Source organism: Pseudomonas sp. 210_17 TE3656 (assembly GCF_054821965.1).
Window position 1 is genome coordinate 1015656 of the sequence record NZ_JBTRBC010000001.1, and the last position, 18176, is coordinate 1033831.

The following is an 18176-nucleotide window of genomic DNA, read 5'->3' on the forward strand; positions in this document are numbered from 1 at the left end:
GCCAGCATGAGTCGTTTCAGCCGCCACCTGCCCCCGCTGGACACCCTGATCGCTTTTGAAGCAGTGGTGCGCACCGGCAGTTTCACCCGTGCCGCCAGCGAGCTTTACCTGACGCAAAGCGCAGTGAGCAAACAGATCAAGCTGCTGGAACAACACCTCGGCGCCGTGCTGTTCGAACGCCGGGCCCGCGGCATCGCCCTGACCTCGGCCGGAGAAGGCTTCAACGCAATTGTCGAACCGATGCTGGAGAGCCTGCTGGCCAACGTGCTGCGCCTGAAAGCCGGCCATAGCAGCCGCAATGTCAGCGTCATCTGCACCCATGCCGTCGCCCAGTACTGGCTGTTCCCGCGCCTGCTGCGCTTCAACGAACAACACCCTGAACTGACCGTGAACATCCACGCCAGTAACGAGATCAGTGAAAGCGATATTGCCCACTACGATTTCGGCATTCTCTATGGCCATGGCCACTGGAGTTCACTCAAGGCCGACAAGTTGTTCGACGAAACCATCTACCCGATCGCCAGCGTCAAGCGCGCCCTACCCGCGATCGACTCGCTGCAGGCGCTGCAAACCTTGCCGCTGATTCAACTGGATGCCTCGGCCTGGAACTGCCTGGACTGGCAGGACTGGTTCAGCCACCAAGGGCTGCGCTACCGGGCGCCCGCCGATGCGGTGACCTTCAACCAGGTCAATCTGGTGTTCGAAGCAGTGCTGCAAGGCATGGGGGTGGGGCTTGGCTGGGAATTCATGGCCCGCGAGCGCATCGACCAGGGTTCGATCCGCCAGGTATCGGGCTTTGTCGTGCACACCGGGCAAGCCGACTATCTGGTGCACGACAAACAGGCCCCCTGCTCGTCAGCGGCGCAGGTGTTTGCAGACTGGTTGCTGGCGCTCAGTTGAACTGCGCTTCGACTTCGGCCCGGGTCATGGTTTTCGTATCGTTGGCAAAGCAGTAGTACGCTGGCTTCTCGTCGATGTACACCTGCAGGTCGAAGACCCAGTCGGTATCACCTTCCAGCGCCCCCACCGATACCGACTCGAACTTGCCACTCTTCAAGCGGTACAGCAGATGCGTACCGCACTTGCCGCAAAAACAGCGCTGCGCCCACTCGGAAGAGTCATAGAACACTGGCGTCCCGGCCGTAAATGTCACCGGTTCCGAACAGAGCACCGAAAACAGCGGTCCACTACCCCATTTGCGGCACATGCTGCAATGGCAGGCGTCGACACTGGCTTTTTCCAGGCTGACACTGAATTTGACGGCGCCGCACAGGCAGCTGCCGTGTTTGATCAGGGACATGATCAAGGCTCCTTGCTGGGATGGAGGGACTCAGTCTAGCAGCTGACTGGACGCCCCCTTCGCCGGCTAAGCCGTCACGGGCGTCAGTACCGGTTTACCGGCAAAGAATGCCTGCAGATTTTTCAGCACCAGCTGTACGGTGTCGTGAGCCGCATCCGGCGACTGTCCTGCTACATGCGGGGTCAAGACCACATTGCCCAGGGCCTTGAGGGCCTCCGGCACCGCCGGCTCGTCATCGAACACATCCAGCGCCGCCCCGGCAATGACACCCGTGCGCAGCGCCTGGACCATGTCTGCAGTACTGACCACACTGGCGCGGGCGATGTTGACCAGAAAGCCATCCGCGCCCAGCGCTTCAAGCACCGGGGTGTCGATCAATTGACGGGTAGTGGCGCCACCGGGCGTCGCGACAATCAGAAAGTCCGAGGCCTGAGCCAGCGCCAGCGGGCTCTCGCAGTAGTCGTAGGGCACATCCTGGCGTGGATTGCGATTGTGATAGTTGACCTGCATGTCGAAGCCCAGCGCAGCGCGTTTGGCGATAGCCAGGCCAACAGCGCCGAGACCGAGGATACCCAGGCGCTTGCCACTGACCGACGGGCTGATGACCCGGTTCCATTCGCCACGACGGGTCGAGGCATCGGCACGCGGAATGTCACGGACCACCGCCAGCAGCAGCGCCATGGCATGGTCAGCCACCGCATTGGCATTGGCACCGGCGCCATTGGTGACGGTGATGCCACGCGCTGCCGCTGCCGCCAGGTCCACCTGTTCGTAACCGGCGCCGATCACACAGATGATTTTCAAATTCGGCAAGGCCGCGATTTCATCGGCGGTCAGGCCCAATGGGCCACGGGTCAGCACGGCGTCGATTTCATTGGCGTGGTGGGCGATGGCCTCGGCGCGCCGTTGTGGCGTCTGCGCGCGGATCAGGCGATAACCCGCCTGTTCCAGTAACGGCAGGTAATCGTCAACGGTTTCCACCAGTACCAGGACTGTCTTGCTCATGCCACCCTCCGGCTCAATGCGAGGGAGCATTATGCGCAGCTTGGGCTATTGCGCGAAAGCCCGGCCCAGACCGCCTGGCACACCACTGCTGTCGGTTTCCTGCCAGGGGCCGTTGAGGTTGGTCGACCAGCTCCAGCCGTTGTTCCAGCGGTAGTAGGTACGCTGGCGGTAGAAGGTATTGGTCTGGCCTTCAAGCACATACACGCCCAGGCGCGGATCCCAGTGGCTGGCACCACCGGGTGGCGGTGCGAAGCTGGCGGAGGTGCGCGGCATGGGTTTGGGCGCCGGGGTGCTTACCGCCGGCTTGCTCGGTACTGTGCTTGGCCGCGGCGCCGGTTTGGTGCTCGGCCCCGGCGGCAGGCTTTCGATCGGTGGCGCCGTCGGTTCCGAGGGCTGATGAACAGTACACGCGCTCAGGCCTACGGCCAGGGAAAGAAGGGCAAGGCGTGCGATGCTGTTCATAGTGATTCTCTTACTGGTCCGGGCTGTCGATGGTCAGGTGCTGCGCGGCAGTGGTGCTGCTGGCCAGCGGGCTGCTGTGACCGATCCACTCGCCCTGGGTCGGCTTGCCAGCACGCGAGACGCGCGCAACCAGTTGGACTTCGGGAAAGCTCGACAGTTTCATGCTCGGCATCATCGCATCGCTGTCGCTGAGCTCCACTTCAATCGGCAACTGCGCCACGGTCACGCGCTTGGCCGCCAGCGGCATGGGCGGGCCGGAACTGGCGCGGGCGAAGATGAACACCGTGTCGTCAGGCTTGACCTTGTCTTTGAGCGCTGGCGCCAGCTCGACCCGTACTTTCAGCCGTGCGCCAGCTGCAGCCACTGCCGGTGCAGAGGCGACTTTGCCTTCGCCCGCCTTGAGTTTTTCCTGTGCGCGCTCGATGCCGCCCTGCAACGCAGCCCGCGAGGCATCGCCTTCAGGCAATTGCACCAACAGGCGATTCCAGTAATCAATGGCTTGCTGGTAATGCTCGCTCTCGAAGGCTGCGATACCGAGCAGTCCCAGGCTGGTGACCTCGTTAGGGTCGGCCTTGAGCGCCTCGTCGGTCAGAGACTGCAATTGCGCAGTCCACTGCTTGTCATTGGCGAAGTACAGCGCCTGGGCCCATTGCCCGAGCAGCTCGGGTTGCCGATCGGCCAGGGCGGCGGCACGTTCGAAGACTTTGGCGGCATCGGCTGGGCGCTCCTGGGCCATATAGGCGCGACCGAGGAAGTACAGGCCTTCGGCCGAATCCGGTTGCGCTTCGACGGCACGCTCAAGACGCGTGGTCATCTCTTCCATCGACTGCGGCGCCTTGGCGAATTGCTGGGTCAGTTCGACCTGCTCGCTGGCACCGAAATGCAGGTACAGGCCCAGGCCCATCAGCGGCACCAATACGGCGGCCAGCAACGGCAGCGGCTTCCCCAGACGGCCCAGGCGCTGGGGTTCGGCGTTTTCGGTGTCGGCCAACAGCTCGCGGGCAGCTTCATCCCGGCCTTTGGCCAGTTGCGCCTGATCAAGCACGCCAGCCGCCTGTTGGGCAGTCAGCTCGGCAACGCGCTCCTGGTACAGGGCGACGTTGAGTGCGGTGCGGTCTTCTTCCAGTTGCGCACGACGGCCGCGCAACACCGGGATCAGCAAAAAGCTCAGGGCCACCAGCAACAGCAGGCCTGCAGCAAGCCAGAAATCAGTCATGGGTCTGTTCTTTGTCCAGCAATTTGGCGAGGCGCTCGCGCTCCTCGGGGGAAAGGTCGACAGGGCCACCAGTGCTCTGCGCCCGACGCTTGCGCACGATCAGCGCGAGCAGGCCGAAGCCGCCCACCAGCAACACGCCAGGGCCGAACCACAGCAACCAGGTGCGGGCGCTCAGCTCGGGCTTGTAGCGCACGAAATCACCGTAGCGATCGACCATGAAGTCGATGATCTGCTGGTTGCTCTTGCCTTCGCCGAGCATCCGGAAGATCTCCCGGCGCAGGTCGGCGGCAATCGGCGCGTTGGAGTCGGCAATGTCCTGGTTCTGGCACTTGGGGCAGCGCAGTTCCTTGGTCAGGTCGTGGTAACGCTCGCGTTCGGCGTCATCGGCGAACTGATAGGTATCGATCGCCGCCTGAGTCACCCCGGCCAGGCTCAGGCCGAGCACAGCGGCTGCTAGCCAGCGCTTCATGGTTTGGCCTCATCGACCAGGCCCTGATACAGCGGCGCCAGCTGTTCGCGCCAGACTGTAGCATCAACCACACCGACGTGCTTGTAACGGATGATGCCCTTGGCGTCGACCAGGAAGGTTTCCGGCGCGCCGTACACCCCCAGGTTCAGGCCCAGGCTGCCTTGGTCGTCGCTGATATTGAGCTGATAAGGGTTATGGAACTCGGCCAGCCACTTGATCGCGGCCGCGTTGTCGTCCTTGTAATTGACCCCATGGATAACCACGCCCTGCTCGGCCAGCTTGTTCAGGTACGGGTGCTCGACCTTGCACGACGGGCACCAGGTGGCCCAGACATTGACCAGCGCCGGCTTGCCGATCAGGTCGGCCTGGGTCAAAGGTTTGCCATCCTGCACCGTTTTCAGCGCAAAGGTCGGAAACGGCTTGCCGATCATCGCCGACGGCAACTCGGTGGGGTCGAGGAACAGACCGCGGTAGAGAAACACCGCCACCAGCAGAAACACCGCCAGCGGCAGCACCATGATCCAACGCTTCATGCAGTTGCTCCAGACATGCCCAGTACTTCACGCACCCGGGCTTTGACCTTGACTCGATATCGTCCATCCATGGCCGCCAACAGGCCGCCCAGGCCGGTCAGCAGACCGCCCAGCCAGATCCAGCGCACGAAGGGTTTGACGTGTACACGCACAGCCCAGGCGCCGTTGTCCAGCGGCTCGCCGAGGGCGACGTAGAGGTCGCGGGTGAAACCGGCGTCGATGCCGGCCTCGGTCATCATCGACTGCTGCACGGTGTACAGGCGTTTTTCCGGATGCAGCACGCTGATTTCGCGGCCGTCTTCGACGACCCGCACGGTGCCTTTGTCGGAGGTGAAGTTCGGCCCTTCGAAGTGCTTGGCGCCTTCGAAGATGAACTGGTAACCGGCCAGCTCAACCGACTCGCCCGGCGCCAGGCGCAGGTCGCGCTCGGCACTGTTGTTGCTCGACAGCACCACGCCCAAGGCACAGACCGCCAGCCCCAGGTGGGCGACATGCATGCCCCAGTAGCTGCGATTGAGACCGCGCAGGCCCTTGAACAGCCCCTTGTGGCGAGTTTTGTCGAAGATGTCGCGCACACCGGCCAGCACGATCCACGCAGCCAGCGCAAAAGTGGTCAGCACCTGCCAGTCGAAGTCATCGACCAGCAGACCGCCGATCGGTGCCAGCACGGCACTGGCAATCAGCACCGGGGTCAGCATGCCCAGCAGCCATTTGCTTGGCGTGTCTTTCCAGCGCACCAGCACACCGATGGCCATCACCGCCATGAGCAAGGCCATCAGCGGGATGAACAGCGCGTCGAAGTACGGCGGACCGACCGACAGTTTGGCGCCGGTCAGGGCATCGAGGATCAGTGGGTACAAAGTGCCGAGGAGGATCATCGAGGCGGCGACCACCAGCACGATGTTATTGGCCAGCAGCAGTGTTTCACGCGACCACAGGGCAAAACCGACCTGGCTCTTGACCACCGGTGCGCGCAGGGCGAACAGGGTCAGCGAGCCACCGACGACAAACAGCAGGAAAATCAGGATGAACACACCGCGCTCCGGATCGGAAGCGAAGGCGTGCACCGAGGTCAGCACCCCGGAACGAACCAGGAAGGTACCGAGCAGGCTCAGCGAGAACGCGGCGATCGCCAGCAGTACGGTCCAGCTCTTGAACACACCGCGCTTTTCAGTAACCGCCAGCGAGTGAATCAGTGCGGTGCCTACCAGCCAGGGCATGAACGAGGCGTTTTCCACCGGGTCCCAGAACCACCAGCCGCCCCAGCCCAGTTCGTAGTAAGCCCACCACGAGCCGAGGGTGATACCGATACCCAGAAAGGCCCAGGCAACCAGGGTCCAAGGCCGCGACCAGCGCGGCCCAGGCGGCGTCCAGGCGACCACCGAGCAAGGCGGCGATAGCGAAGGCAAAGGCCACCGAGAAGCCCACATAGCCCATGTACAGCATCGGCGGGTGAACGATCAGGCCGATGTCCTGCAGCAGCGGGTTGAGGTCGGCGCCGTCAGTCGGCACCTGCGGCAGCAGGCGCGTGAACGGGTTGGAGGTGACGATCAGGAACGACAGGAAGCCGACGCTGATCATGCCCATCACCGCCAGCACGCGGGCCAGCATCACCTGTGGCAGTTGTCGGGAAAACACCGATACCGCGAAGGTCCAGCCGCCGAGGATCATCGCCCAGAGCAGCAAAGAGCCCTCGTGCGCGCCCCATACCGCGCTGAACTTGAAGTACCAGGGCAAGGCGCTGTTGGAGTTGTTGGCGACATAGGCGACCGAGAAGTTGTCGGTCATGAACGCATGGGTCAGGCAGGCAAAAGCAAACGCCAGGAAGGCAAACTGCCCCCAGGCTGCAGGCCGTGCCAGGCTCATCCACAGGCTGTCGCCGCGCCAGGCACCGAGCAACGGTACCGTGGCCTGGACGGCGGCAAAGCAGATCGCCAGGATCATGGCCAGCTGGCCGAGTTCGGGAATGATCAGCGCGGCGTTCATGGCTTGGCTCCCGCATCGGTGGCAACCTGACCGCTTTCCTTGAGGGCTTTGGTCACCTCTGGCGGCATGTACTTCTCGTCGTGCTTGGCCAGCACTTCATCGGCCACCACCACGCCCTCGGCATTGAGCTTGCCCAGGGCAACGATGCCCTGCCCTTCACGGAACAGGTCGGGAAGGATGCCGCGATAGGTGATCGGCACCGACTTGTTGAAGTCAGTGACCACAAAGCGTACGTCGAGCGAGTCGCCCGAACGTTGCAACGAGCCCTTCTCAACCATGCCGCCGGCGCGAATACGGGTATCGAGCGGCGCTTCGCCGTTGGCGATCTGGGTCGGGGTGTAGAACAGGTTGATGTTTTGCTGCAGGGCGCTCAAGGCCAGGCCCACGGCGATGCCAACCCCGACCAGCAGGCCGAGGATGATGAACAGGCGCTTCTTGCGTTGCGGATTCACTGGTTGTTCTCCCGGCGCAGACGACGCGCCTCTTCTTGCAGGTAACGGCGCCGGGCCAGCAGGGGCAAGGCAACGTTGACGGCCAGCACCAGCAGACAGATGCCGTAGGCCGACCAGACGTACAGGCCGTGATGGCCCATGGCGAGAAAATCACTGAAAGAGGCAAAACTCATCGTGCCATCTCCCGACCCAGGCTGCTCAATACCTCCTCCCTGACCCAACTGGTGCGCGCTTCGCGCTTGAGCACTTCAAGGCGCATGCGCAGCAACAGCACGGCACCGAAGAAACAGTAGAAACCCAGCACGGTCAGCAGCAGCGGCAGCCACATCTCCGCCGGCATGGCGGGCTTTTCGGTAAGGGTGAAGGTGGCGCCCTGGTGCAGGGTGTTCCACCACTCCACCGAGTATTTGATGATCGGGATGTTGATCACCCCGACAATCGCCAGCACTGCGCAGGCCTTGGCCGCGCTCTCGCGATTGCTGATGGCCTGGCCCAGGGCAATGAGACCGAAGTACAGGAACAGCAGGATCAACATCGACGTCAGGCGCGCATCCCAGACCCACCAGCTGCCCCAGGTCGGCTTGCCCCAGATGGCCCCGGTGACCAGCGCCACGGCGGTCATCCAGGCGCCGATCGGCGCGGCACACTGTAAGGCGACGTCGGCAATCTTCATCTTCCACACCAGCCCGACCACCCCGGCCACGGCCAGCATCACGTAGCAGGACTGCGCCAGCATGGCGGCCGGTACGTGAATGTAGATGATGCGAAAACTGTTGCCCTGTTGATAATCCTGGGGGGCGAAGGCCAGGCCCCAGATCACGCCGATGCCGATCAACAGGATCGCGGCCACCGTCAGCCACGGCAGCATGCGCCCGCTGATGGCATAGAACCATTTGGGCGAACCCAGTTTATGAAACCACGTCCAGCTGATAACGCTGCTTTTCATCACGGTACATCCAGGGTCTTTGCTGGGCAGGGCCCAGACCTCATTATTCGCCGACGCTGATCTTCAGGCCAGCCGCTATTGCAAAGGGTGCCAGAGTTACTGCCAGGGCGGTCAGGCTACCCAGCCAAAGCAGATAACCGGTCGCCGGCATAGCTTGCAATGCCGCCTGCAAGGCGCCACTGCCCAGGATCAATACCGGGATATATAACGGCAGAATCAGTAGCGCCAGCAGCAGGCCGCCACGTTTCAGACCGACTGTCAGGGCTGCACCCACAGCGCCCAGCAGGCTCAGTACCGGAGTACCGAGCAGCAACGATGCCAGCAGCACCGGCAGGCAGGCCGAAGGCAAACCTAGCATCAGTGCCAGCAAGGGTGCCAACAATACCAGTGCCAGGCCGGAAAAGGCCCAGTGTGCCAGTACTTTTGCCAGTACCAGAAGAGGCAGGGGGTGCGACGAAAGGACCCACTGCTCCAGCGAACCATCCTCGAAATCACTGCGGAAAAGCCCGTCCAGCGAGAGCAAAACCGATAAAAGGGCCGCTACCCAGACCAGTCCCGGAGACAAGGTTTGCAACAATTGAGTCTCGGGACCGACCGCCAACGGGAACAGTGCGATGACGATGGCGAAAAACACCAGCGGGTTGGCCAGCTCCGCCGGACGGCGGCACAACAGACGTGCTTCACGACGCAACAACAGGACAAAGACACTCATGCGGCCCACTGCCCCAGGTTCAGTTCACGGTAACCGGACGGTTTGCGCTCCAGCGTGTGGTGGGTGGTCAGCACGACCATCCCGCCCTGCTCGCAGTGCGCTGCCAGGTGCGCCTCAAGCTGGGCCACGCCCTGCTTGTCGAGGGCGGTAAAGGGTTCGTCGAGAATCCACAACGGCGGACTGTCCAGATACAGGCGCGCCAGCGCCACCCGGCGCTGCTGGCCAGCCGACAGGGTATGACAGGGAACATCCTCGAAACCGCGCAGGCCGACCGCCTCAAGGGCTTTCCAGATCGCCTCAGGTTCGGCCGGGCGATGCAGGGCGCAGAGCCAGGCGAGGTTCTCTTCGGGGCTGAGCAGGTCTTTGATACCGGCGGCATGGCCGATCCACAGGAGGATCTTCGCCAGCTCGTGGCGCTGTTCAACCAGGGGCTTACCGTCGAGGCGAATCTGCCCGGCAGTCGGGCTCATGAGCCCGGCCAACAGGCGCAACAAGCTGGTTTTGCCGCTGCCATTGGGGCCGCTGATCTGCAGCATGTCGCCAGCAGCCAGGTGCAATTCGAGGTTTTCGAACAGCATTCGCCAGTCGCGCTCGCAGGCCAGGCCCACGGCTTCGAGATGAGGGGTCACAGTTTCGCCTTATGCTTGGGATACCTGTCTCAAGTCGGCCCCGGCGCTGCCGTTATACTGGCAGTGCAGATACAGCCCGGCCGCTCTGATCGCGAAAGATCGGGCGGCATTATACATGTGATGTCCTACTGCAAAGAGGGCTATTTCAACAGGTTGCCAGCTGATGACAGGCGAAATTAACAACCTTGGCGCGCAGATTCCGGCCGCCCCCCAGTTGCGTTCGGCGATGACCGGCGAACTGTTGCGCCTGCTGCAACCGCAACAAGCCTTGCTGGCCCCCGGTGAAACCGCCAAGGCCGAAGTGCTGGCGCTGCGTCAGGTTGGCCAGGACTTCCAGATGCTGCTCAAACTGACCCAGGACAACGGCAAGCAGACCAACATCCAGGCCAGCAGCAACCAGCCACTGGCGCAAGGCAGCCAGCTGGCGGTGAGCCAGAGCAGCAGCTCGAACCTGACCATCAGCGTGCAACAGGCGATCGCCAGCAACGTTGCCAGCCTGACCCGCATCGATACCCGGGAAATGCCCGTCGGCACCTTGCTGCAAGGCAAGGTCCTGACCAGTCAGGCGCTGCCTCAGGTGGTCGGCCAGCTCGCCCAGTTCCGCTCGCTGGTGAGCCTGCTCAGCGGCCCTCAAGCAGGCGCCACCCTGACCATCGACAGCCCACGCCCACTGCCGGTGGGCAGCCTGCTCAGTGCCCGGGTGCAGGGCGATCAGTCGCTGACGTTCGTGCCGTTGAGCGGGCGCCAGGAGCAGTTGGCTATCACCCAGCACTTGAGCACCCAGCAGAGTCGCCAGGCGTCGCTGCAAGGCTTGCTCAGCGCCCTGCAGCAGGTGCGCGACGACAACAGCTCGTCCAGTGAATTGCGCGCCACGGTGGACAAGCTGCTGGCCAGCCTGCCGGACGTGCGCCAGCTCAGCGACCCCAAGGGTGTTGCCCAGGCCTTGAGCAACAGCGGTGTGTTCCTGGAGGCCAAGCTGATTGCCGGTATGCCCGCCAACCTCGCCCCCGACCTCAAGGCGCAGGTGGTGCGCCTGGTAGCCCAGCTGTTGCCGGGGTTGCCTGGTAACGCTCAGTTCAACCCGAGCGCCGCCGCCAGCACCCTGGCCCAGGTGATGCCCGGCATGGTCCGCAACGCCCTCGGCATGCTTGGCCAGGTCAGCCCGCGCCCGCAGCCCGGCGGCTTTCCCCTGCCCTCGCGGCTGCTGCAGAGCCAGGACGGCGAAGGCGATCTGGAACACCTTCTACGCCTGGCCGCCGCGGCCATTTCCCGCCTGCAAAGCCATCAACTGGCCAGTCTGGAACAAACCGGTACCACCGCCGATGGCAACCTGCAGACCACCTGGCAATTGGAAATCCCCCTGCGTAGCGGCCAGGATTTCCTGCCCCTGCAAGTCAAACTGCAACGCGAAGAAACCCCGGAGCAGCAAGCCGACCCTGAGCGCGAACGCCGCGACCCGCTGGAAATGCTCTGGCGTGTCGAACTGTCCTTCGACCTGCACCCACTGGGGCCACTACAGGTTCAGGCGCAGATCAGCCAGGGCGCCCTGTCCAGCCAGCTGTGGGCTGAGCTGCCGAGTACCGCGCAATTGATCGAAGGTCAGCTGGGTAACTTGCGCGAACGCCTGCTGGCACGCGGCCTTAACGTAACTGAGCTGCATTGCCATCACGGTACCCCGCCACAAGGACCACGCACCCGACTGGAACAACGCTGGGTGGATGAAACCGCATGATCGATAAGAACCCTCGCCAGGCCATTGCCTTGAGCTACGACGGTCAACAGGCCCCGATCCTGAGTGCCAAAGGTGACGACGAGCTGGCCGAAGCCATTCTGGCCATTGCCCGCGAACACGAAGTACCGATCTACGAGAATGCCGAACTGGTGCGCCTGCTCGCGCGCATGGAGCTGGGTGAGCGGATTCCCGAGGCGCTGTACCTGACCATCGCCGAGATCATCGCCTTTGCCTGGCAACTGCGCGGCAAGGTCCCCGAGGGCTTCACCGACACGCCCGCGCCAGAGCGCGACATCACCCCGTCACAGCATTATCTACCACCCTGAGTACGGCACGCCGGGCAAGCCTGTCGGTTCCATTCGCATCACGGTGACCGACATGCCCACAACCTGTATCAACACCGCCGGCGTGCAATACGTACGCAAGCATCTGGCCAACTTTCCCCGCCCTGACCGCGAAGCCACCCGGGCCATCCGTGGCTGGGCAGCGACACACAATCTGACCCTCGATCCCGACCAGGTCGATGTGGTGACCCTGCATTACCACCCCGATGGCGCCTATGGCTATCAGGCCGTGGTTATCAGCCGCATGAGCCTGACCCAGGCCGTCCTGTCCAACTGGCAAGGCGAGTCCAATAACGATCTGTTTGGCGACTTGTTTTCGGCGCCCTGGGCCGGGACTTTCCCCGATGGACCGGTCAGGATCGTCGAGCGTCTGCCCACACCTGAGCTGATCCAGTACGGCGCGTCCTTTCAGGTCTTCAACGGGCTGTTTCGCCGCACCGAGCCTGCCCGCTATGACCATTCAACGCACCTGCAGATCCCGGCCGAAGGCTTTCAGCGCTTCATCGAACAGCTGGACTTCCACAGCCGCTACAAATCTCTGCTCGACAGCTACTGGCGCGACCACCTGGAAGGCCACCGCGTGTCCGCCAAGCTCGGCTTTGTCGCGGCCTGCAACAAGCAGGTCGGCGAAGGCAGCCTCAGCGATGCGGCAAGGAAACTGGCCTGGCAAGCGGCCGGCCTGATGCCGCGCAGTTCCAGATTGCGCCTGAGCACCCTGAGTATCTATGGCTATGCCGCCACCGATCTGCTGTACATCAACGACGCCGACAGTGACCTGACCTTGCTCTACATGCCTGGAAACAGCTCACCGCTGCTGGAGTTCATCAGCGAAGTCCAGCTCAAGGACTGGGTCGGCCGCCAATGCCAGGACCCGCTCAAACGTGAGGCGCTGAAGCAACACTTCAACCTCGCCGATGCGCCCGATGGGCTCGACTTCAGCGGCCTGGATACTGCCCTCGCAGGATTGGGGGAATACCCTGCAGTGCACCGGTTGTCCTCGAATCGTCCCGGTTTCACCACCGACGGCCGCTGGTCGCCGCGCGACTACGTCAACTATCGACCGAAAAAATACAACCCGCGGCTCAGCGGTGATGTGTTCCAGGCCCTGGCAGAACGTCAGCAGCAACGCAGCTACGCCGACGCCGATTTCATCATCACCAGCAACAGCGAAGTGACCAAGGCCAAATGGCGCGGATACCTGACCTCGGCACTCAACCTGCTGACCCCACTGGCCTTCGTGGTACCCGGGCTGGCGCCGCTGCTCGCAGTCGGCGGAATCGCGCAGCTGGGCCTGGGGCTGGACCAGGCGATCAATGGCAAGACCCTGCAGGACAAGGCGGACGGAGTCGGCAACATTGCCTATGGCCTGTTCAATGCCACGCCTCTGGTTGTAGAGGGCCTGGCCAAAGGGAGTGCATTGTTCCGGGTCAAGAGCGACGGCTTCGTCTTGCCTAGCCGGGTCAACGACCAGCTGGGCTACCCGCTCAGCCCGGTCGACCCGCCACGCCTGCCTGAACTGGAGGTTGCCCCCTACTTTCACCGCCCCGAGCGCATTGCCCCTCTGGATAACGGCAATGCCGCCGTCACCAGCTCAGTGCGCCGCTACCCTCGATACACTGGCCAGCCAGATCATCTGGCCGGTTATTTCGTGCCCCATCCAGACTACGTGGTGGAGCTCGATCTGGCCTATGACATGGAATTTGACCTGTTTCTCGAAACCGATAGCCTGAACAACGTAGACCCCACCTACTATGAAGCCCAGGCCGGCAGCGACGCCCTTGCACCTACCGATCCCTATGCCCGGGCAGTCACCGACCAGATGCGCTCGTCCACCCTGCGCGCCTTGGGCATCGACCTCCCACTGCCGGTCGAACTGCCCGTCCCCACTCGAGGCGCCCGCCCGATTCCGAAAACGATTTCCGCCCTCTGGGTCGGTGACAAAGCCATCAGCGCCGAACTGCTGGAAAACCTCGGCAAAAACGCGAACAAGTTGAAGAACAGTCAGTACCAGTACCGTTTGTTCCTGTCCCGCAGCAACCCATCGGTGTACGCGCAAAACCTGCGTCAGCTGCAGCTGAAAGCGCCCGGACTGACCGTCCTGCCGCTAGAGGAGCAGGCGTTCTTCAGGGCATTCGAGCAAAGCAAGTACTTCGACCAGTACCAGGCTGCCCTGGACGGCAATGGCGGCGTGGCCACCAACTACGCCTCGGCCTCGGACGTGTTGCGCTATCCGATGCTGCATCATGAGGGCGGCTTGTACATCGACGTCGACGACGAGTTGCTCGCGCCGGGCAGCAACCGCTCCGGCTGTATCGGTTGGTTGACGCCGTGCGGGGCGCAGGGCGTCGATGAAGTGGAACTTGCTGCCACCGAGGATGGCCTGCTGCTGCACCCGGCCATGTCCAATGAAAAACTGAGCATGGACCAGCAGTACAACACCAGCATGATCGGCAGCCACCCTGGCAACCCTACGCTGATCGCCATTTCCGAGGAAATGCACGGGCGCTATCAGGCCGAACCGGACTTTTACCAATCCAGGCCAGACAAAGACGACGACCCGGCAGGTTTCTACGCTTATGCCAGTCGACTGAACCGGCTTACCGGCCCGGGCATGCTGACCGCCGTGGTCGACCGCCTGCTACCGGACCTGTACCGATTGCGCCAACTCAGAAACCTTTACGCCATACCGCGAACCAAAAGCTGGTTGTACGTCGACCTGCAAGCCTGGAGTGCGATCGAGCGCGAGCTGCTGCCGCTTGGCCGTTTCGCCAAGGTTGGTGGCCAGCATTCGTGGGCGCATACCTGAGTCACGAAAAAGGCGACCTGATGGTCGCCTTTTCTTGTCTCACTCGCTGCGGTGCACCTTGCTCATCAGCTCCGCCTCAGCCTGGGTCAGGCCGCAGGACTGGGTGAGTTCATCTACGCTGGCACCCATGCCCACCAGCCGCGCCGCCTGGGCGAACGACAGGCTGTTGGGGTCGCGCTGCTCCAGTTGCAGGAGCTTGTCCGGCAAGGGCGCGACCGTCGCGCGCAATTCGTGCAGGGCTTCGCCCATGCGCACGCTGCCGTTCTGGTAGTCGTCCAGACGTTTGGCCAGGTCTTTGATGCGTTGATCACGCAGCGCATCACCCTGGGCCTGCTGGGCGGCCAGCTCGCGCTGACGCTTGCTGTAGTTGAGGAAAAACCACAGGCTCAGCGCCCAGAGCAGCGCCAGAAATATGACTGCAACCTCAAGGATCAACTCAGATGTTCTCCAGCTCGGACCACTCTTCCTCGGTCATCATCTTGTCCAGCTCGACCAGGATCAGCAGTTCGTTGTTCTTGTTGCACACGCCCTGGATGAACTTGGCCGACTCTTCGTTACCGACATTCGGTGCGGTCTCGATTTCCGACTGGCGCAGGTAAACCACTTCGGCAACGCTGTCGACCAGGATACCGACCACTTGCTTGTCGGCTTCGATGATGACGATGCGGCTGTTGTCGGTGATTTCACTCGACATCAGGCCGAAGCGCTGACGGGTATCGATCACGGTGACCACGTTGCCGCGCAGGTTGATGATGCCCAGTACGTAGCTCGGCGCACCCGGGACCGGGGCGATCTCGGTGTAGCGCAGGACTTCCTGCACCTGCATCACATTGATGCCGTAGGACTCGTTGTCCAGCTTGAAGGTTACCCACTGCAGGATCGGATCTTCGGAACCTTGTGCAGACGACTTTTTCATTCCCCTATCCCTCAAAATCCGCCTTTGGCGGAGTGCTCAGTGCGATCGCAGGCGCGACCGATTAGTTATGCTTGGCGTGCAGTTGCTTGACCGCGCCGCTGGCGATCAACTCGGCCAGTTCGGCAACGTCGAGCAACGCGCACATGTGTTCGATAACGGTACCGGCCAGCCACGGGCGTTGACCACGCTGGCTGCGCCATTTGATCTCGTTGGGGTCCAGGCGCAGCGAGCGGCTGACCTGATGCACCGCCAGCCCCCACTCATAGCCCTGGACCGAAATCACGTATTGCAGGCCCTGGCGAAAGTCCTCGCGGTAGCGGTCGGGCATGACCCAACGCGCAGTGTCCAGCACCTTGAGGTTGCCGCTCTGGCTCGGCAGAAGGCCCAGGAACCAGTCTGGCTGGCCGAACAGCGGCGTCAGCTCGTGCCCCGCCAGCGAATAGATCGAACCCAGACACACCAGTGGCACCGCCAGGGTCAGCCCGGCGACGTCGAACAACAGGCATTCGAACGGCTCGGCAGCCCAGGCCGGACGCCCGTCAACGGTGGCCGGCGGTACCGGCTGGTTGGGCGCTGGAGGCAGATGGACTTCCACCAGCGGCTCGACCGGTGCAGGCAGGTCGGCGGCGACTTCGACACGGACGGGTTCGGGTTCGGGTTCGGGTTCGGACTCAGGCTCGAGCGCTACAACCGGCATGACCGCCGGGAGCACCACAGGCGCAGGTTCGGCGAAAGGCAAAGGCGCTGCCTGAGCTACCACCGGCTTGTGCAGACGCGCAACCTGGGCATCGCGTGCCTGCTCCTCAAGCACCGCCGCCTGGAACTCATCGATCTCAACCAGCGGCTCGACCCGATCAAGTACCTCGGTGGCTTCGTGGAGCAAGCCGTCAAGGTACGACTGCAGCGCCAGTTGCGGGCCGGTAGCAAGCTTTTGCGGGCGATTCATCAGGCCACCTGCTGAGCGATGTTGTGCGTCAGCAGGTGCTTGAGCAGCGCCCGGTAGGCCACCACCCCGCGGCTCTTGCCATCGAACTGCGACGGCGTCAGCCCGGCACGGCTGGCATCACGCAGGCGGGTATCGACCGGGATGTAGCCTTGCCAGATGTTCTCCGGGTAAGCGTCGCGCAACACCCGCAAGGTGCCCATGGAGGCCTGGGTGCGGCGGTCGAACAGGGTTGGCACGATGTGGTAGGGCAAGGCCTGCTTGCGCGACCGGTTGACCATCGCCAGGGTACTGACCATGCGTTCCAGGCCCTTGACCGCCAGGTACTCGGTTTGCACCGGGATCACCAGTTGCTGACTGGCCGCCAGCGCGTTGACCATCAGCACGCCAAGCAAGGGCGGGCTGTCGATGATGGCGTAGTCGAAATCCTGCCACAGCTGCGCCAGAGACTTGGCGATCACCAGGCCCAGGCCACTTTGCCCCGGCGACTGGCGCTCGAGCACCGCCAACGCGGTACTGGACGGCAGCAGGGATATTTTTTCGTCACTGGTCGGCAGCAGCAATTGCCCGGGCAAGCCTTCGGGAACCGTACCTTTGTGCAGGAACAGGTCGTAGCAGCTGTGCTCCAGCACGTCCGGGTTGTGTCCGAAGTAGCTGGTCATCGACCCGTGGGGGTCGAGGTCGACCACGACCACGCGCTTGCCCGCCTCGGCCAGCAAGCCGGCCAGGGCGATGGACGTGGTGGTCTTGCCGACACCACCTTTTTGATTGGCTACTGCCCAGACTCTCATTCGTTGCTTCCTCCCGGTACGGCAACCTGCCCTGCCGGGAACGGTTATAGGGTCGGTGACGGAGGATTGACGCGATTGCCCCCCACCGTCGGTGATAGCGCTGGCGGTGCAGTTTGTGTGCCAGCCCGCTTCATTGCCGCATCTGGCGTCGCGTTGGCGCTGCCAGTTCCGGTCAGGCTGCGGCGTACTTCGAGATTGCGTGAAATCACCAGTACCACCCGACGGTTGCGCGCGCGGCCCTCGGCGCTGTCGTTAGTGGCAATCGGCTGGAACTCGCCATAGCCGACCGAGGCCATGCGCGCCGGGTTGACCCCTTCCATAGCCAGCAAGCGGACAATACTGGCGGCGCGTGCCGAGGACAGTTCCCAGTTGGTCGGGTACTGCGCGGTGCGGATCGGCAGGTCATCGGTGAAACCTTCGACATGCACCGGGTTGGCGAACGGTTTGAGGATCTTCGCCACCTTTTCGATGATGTTGAACGCAACATCGCTGGGCATCGCATCGCCACTGCCGAACAGCAGCGAGGAGTTGAGCTCGATCTCGACCCACAACTCGTTACCGCGCACGGTCATCTGGTCGGACTTGATCAGGTCGCCAAAGGCGTCGCGCACGTCATCGGTGATGGTTTTCAGCGGATCGCTGCTGGTTTGCGCAAGGCCGGCATCGACCTGGTCACTGTCCTTGATCAGCGGCTCGGCCGGTTTTACGGTCAGCGGCCGCTCATCGCCGATGGGGATCGGCCGCATGCTCTTCTCGGGGTCGTTGAACACCCCGATCAGCGCCTGGGAGAGGATCTTGTACTTGCCCTCGTTGATCGAGGAAATCGAGTACATGACCACGAAAAAGGCGAACAGCAAGGTGATGAAGTCCGCGTAGGACACCAGCCAGCGTTCGTGGTTTTCGTGTTCCTCAGGTTGTCGACGGCGTGCCATGT

20 protein-coding genes and 1 pseudogene are annotated in these 18176 nt (G+C 62.9%); 4 read left to right on the plus strand and 17 right to left on the minus strand.

From position 1 onward, the window contains the following. Positions 1-6: 6 nt before the first annotated feature. Positions 7-900: a LysR substrate-binding domain-containing protein gene (locus tag ACVI9W_RS04785; RefSeq protein WP_461529347.1), complete on the plus strand. Its 894-nt coding sequence runs from the start codon at positions 7-9 to the stop codon at positions 898-900. On the opposite strand, the gene ACVI9W_RS04790 is transcribed toward ACVI9W_RS04785, so the two are convergent. From ACVI9W_RS04790 to ccmA, 12 genes and pseudogenes are all read right to left on the minus strand, one after another. Further along, a complete protein-coding gene (locus tag ACVI9W_RS04790; protein ID WP_461529348.1) occupies positions 893-1300 on the minus strand; it encodes a GFA family protein in 408 nt (135 codons plus the stop codon). The two genes, ACVI9W_RS04785 and ACVI9W_RS04790, sit on opposite strands and share 8 nt — an antisense overlap. Before the next feature lie 66 nt (positions 1301-1366). Beyond that, the gene (locus ACVI9W_RS04795) at positions 1367-2305 is read right to left on the minus strand and encodes a 2-hydroxyacid dehydrogenase (protein ID WP_461529349.1); all 939 of its coding nucleotides are present in this window, start codon (positions 2303-2305) and stop codon (positions 1367-1369) included. A gap of 45 nt (positions 2306-2350) precedes the next feature. Next, positions 2351-2767, minus strand: a complete 417-nt coding sequence (locus ACVI9W_RS04800) for a superantigen-like protein SSL4 (protein ID WP_342622862.1) — start codon at positions 2765-2767, stop codon at positions 2351-2353. A gap of 10 nt (positions 2768-2777) precedes the next feature. Further along, entirely contained in the window at positions 2778-3983 is a 1206-nt protein-coding gene (ccmI, locus tag ACVI9W_RS04805; protein WP_461529350.1) for a c-type cytochrome biogenesis protein CcmI, read from the minus strand. Further along, positions 3976-4452 (minus strand): cytochrome c-type biogenesis protein, encoded by a 477-nt coding sequence (locus ACVI9W_RS04810; RefSeq protein WP_157193472.1) that lies wholly within the window; start codon positions 4450-4452, stop codon positions 3976-3978. Before ACVI9W_RS04810 ends, ccmI begins: the two co-directional genes overlap by 8 nt. After that, positions 4449-4985 carry a DsbE family thiol:disulfide interchange protein gene (locus ACVI9W_RS04815; RefSeq protein ID WP_461529351.1) on the minus strand — a complete coding sequence of 179 codons (537 nt, stop codon included), beginning with the start codon at positions 4983-4985 and terminating at the stop codon, positions 4449-4451. The genes ACVI9W_RS04810 and ACVI9W_RS04815 overlap by 4 nt, the downstream gene beginning before the upstream one ends. Next, a pseudogene (locus ACVI9W_RS04820) lies at positions 4982-6956 on the minus strand (heme lyase CcmF/NrfE family subunit). Before ACVI9W_RS04820 ends, ACVI9W_RS04815 begins: the two are co-directional and overlap by 4 nt. A gap of 11 nt (positions 6957-6967) precedes the next feature. Continuing rightward, a complete protein-coding gene (ccmE, locus tag ACVI9W_RS04825) occupies positions 6968-7423 on the minus strand; it encodes a cytochrome c maturation protein CcmE (protein ID WP_422417615.1) in 456 nt (151 codons plus the stop codon). Next, complete coding sequence (gene ccmD / locus ACVI9W_RS04830) at positions 7420-7596, minus strand: heme exporter protein CcmD (protein WP_038613310.1); 177 nt, start codon at positions 7594-7596, stop codon at positions 7420-7422. Before ccmD ends, ccmE begins: the two co-directional genes overlap by 4 nt. Next, positions 7593-8369, minus strand: coding sequence for a heme ABC transporter permease (locus ACVI9W_RS04835; protein ID WP_157193475.1), 777 nt, complete (start codon positions 8367-8369; stop codon positions 7593-7595). The genes ccmD and ACVI9W_RS04835 overlap by 4 nt, the downstream gene beginning before the upstream one ends. A gap of 43 nt (positions 8370-8412) precedes the next feature. Continuing rightward, the gene (gene ccmB / locus ACVI9W_RS04840; RefSeq protein WP_038616869.1) at positions 8413-9081 is read right to left on the minus strand and encodes a heme exporter protein CcmB; all 669 of its coding nucleotides are present in this window, start codon (positions 9079-9081) and stop codon (positions 8413-8415) included. Beyond that, positions 9078-9710, minus strand: coding sequence for a cytochrome c biogenesis heme-transporting ATPase CcmA (ccmA, locus tag ACVI9W_RS04845; protein WP_422417618.1), 633 nt, complete (start codon positions 9708-9710; stop codon positions 9078-9080). The genes ccmB and ccmA overlap by 4 nt, the downstream gene beginning before the upstream one ends. Positions 9711-9873: 163 nt before the next feature. Here ccmA and fliK point away from each other — a divergent pair, with 163 nt between their 5' ends. From fliK to ACVI9W_RS04860, 3 genes are read left to right on the plus strand one after another with little or no spacing between them, the layout of a single operon-like run. Next, on the plus strand, positions 9874-11442 hold the full coding sequence (gene fliK / locus ACVI9W_RS04850) for a flagellar hook-length control protein FliK (RefSeq protein WP_461529352.1): 1569 nt from the start codon (positions 9874-9876) through the stop codon (positions 11440-11442). Then, the gene (locus ACVI9W_RS04855) at positions 11439-11768 is read left to right on the plus strand and encodes an EscU/YscU/HrcU family type III secretion system export apparatus switch protein (protein ID WP_157193477.1); all 330 of its coding nucleotides are present in this window, start codon (positions 11439-11441) and stop codon (positions 11766-11768) included. Before fliK ends, ACVI9W_RS04855 begins: the two co-directional genes overlap by 4 nt. 52 nt (positions 11769-11820) lie before the next feature. Further along, positions 11821-14592 (plus strand): dermonecrotic toxin domain-containing protein, encoded by a 2772-nt coding sequence (locus tag ACVI9W_RS04860; protein WP_461529353.1) that lies wholly within the window; start codon positions 11821-11823, stop codon positions 14590-14592. Positions 14593-14631: 39 nt separating this feature from the next. On the opposite strand, the gene ACVI9W_RS04865 is transcribed toward ACVI9W_RS04860, so the two are convergent. The 5 genes from ACVI9W_RS04865 to motD form a co-directional block, all read right to left on the minus strand. Then, on the minus strand, positions 14632-15027 hold the full coding sequence (locus tag ACVI9W_RS04865; protein ID WP_203475736.1) for a DUF2802 domain-containing protein: 396 nt from the start codon (positions 15025-15027) through the stop codon (positions 14632-14634). Between the two features lies 1 nt (position 15028). Continuing rightward, positions 15029-15508, minus strand: a complete 480-nt coding sequence (locus ACVI9W_RS04870; protein ID WP_028945467.1) for a chemotaxis protein CheW — start codon at positions 15506-15508, stop codon at positions 15029-15031. A gap of 61 nt (positions 15509-15569) precedes the next feature. Further along, a complete protein-coding gene (locus ACVI9W_RS04875) occupies positions 15570-16454 on the minus strand; it encodes a CheW domain-containing protein (protein WP_461529354.1) in 885 nt (294 codons plus the stop codon). Then, the gene (locus ACVI9W_RS04880; protein ID WP_038613320.1) at positions 16454-17242 is read right to left on the minus strand and encodes a ParA family protein; all 789 of its coding nucleotides are present in this window, start codon (positions 17240-17242) and stop codon (positions 16454-16456) included. The genes ACVI9W_RS04875 and ACVI9W_RS04880 overlap by 1 nt, the downstream gene beginning before the upstream one ends. 44 nt (positions 17243-17286) lie before the next feature. Then, complete coding sequence (gene motD / locus ACVI9W_RS04885; protein WP_038613321.1) at positions 17287-18174, minus strand: flagellar motor protein MotD; 888 nt, start codon at positions 18172-18174, stop codon at positions 17287-17289. Positions 18175-18176: the final 2 nt, after the last annotated feature.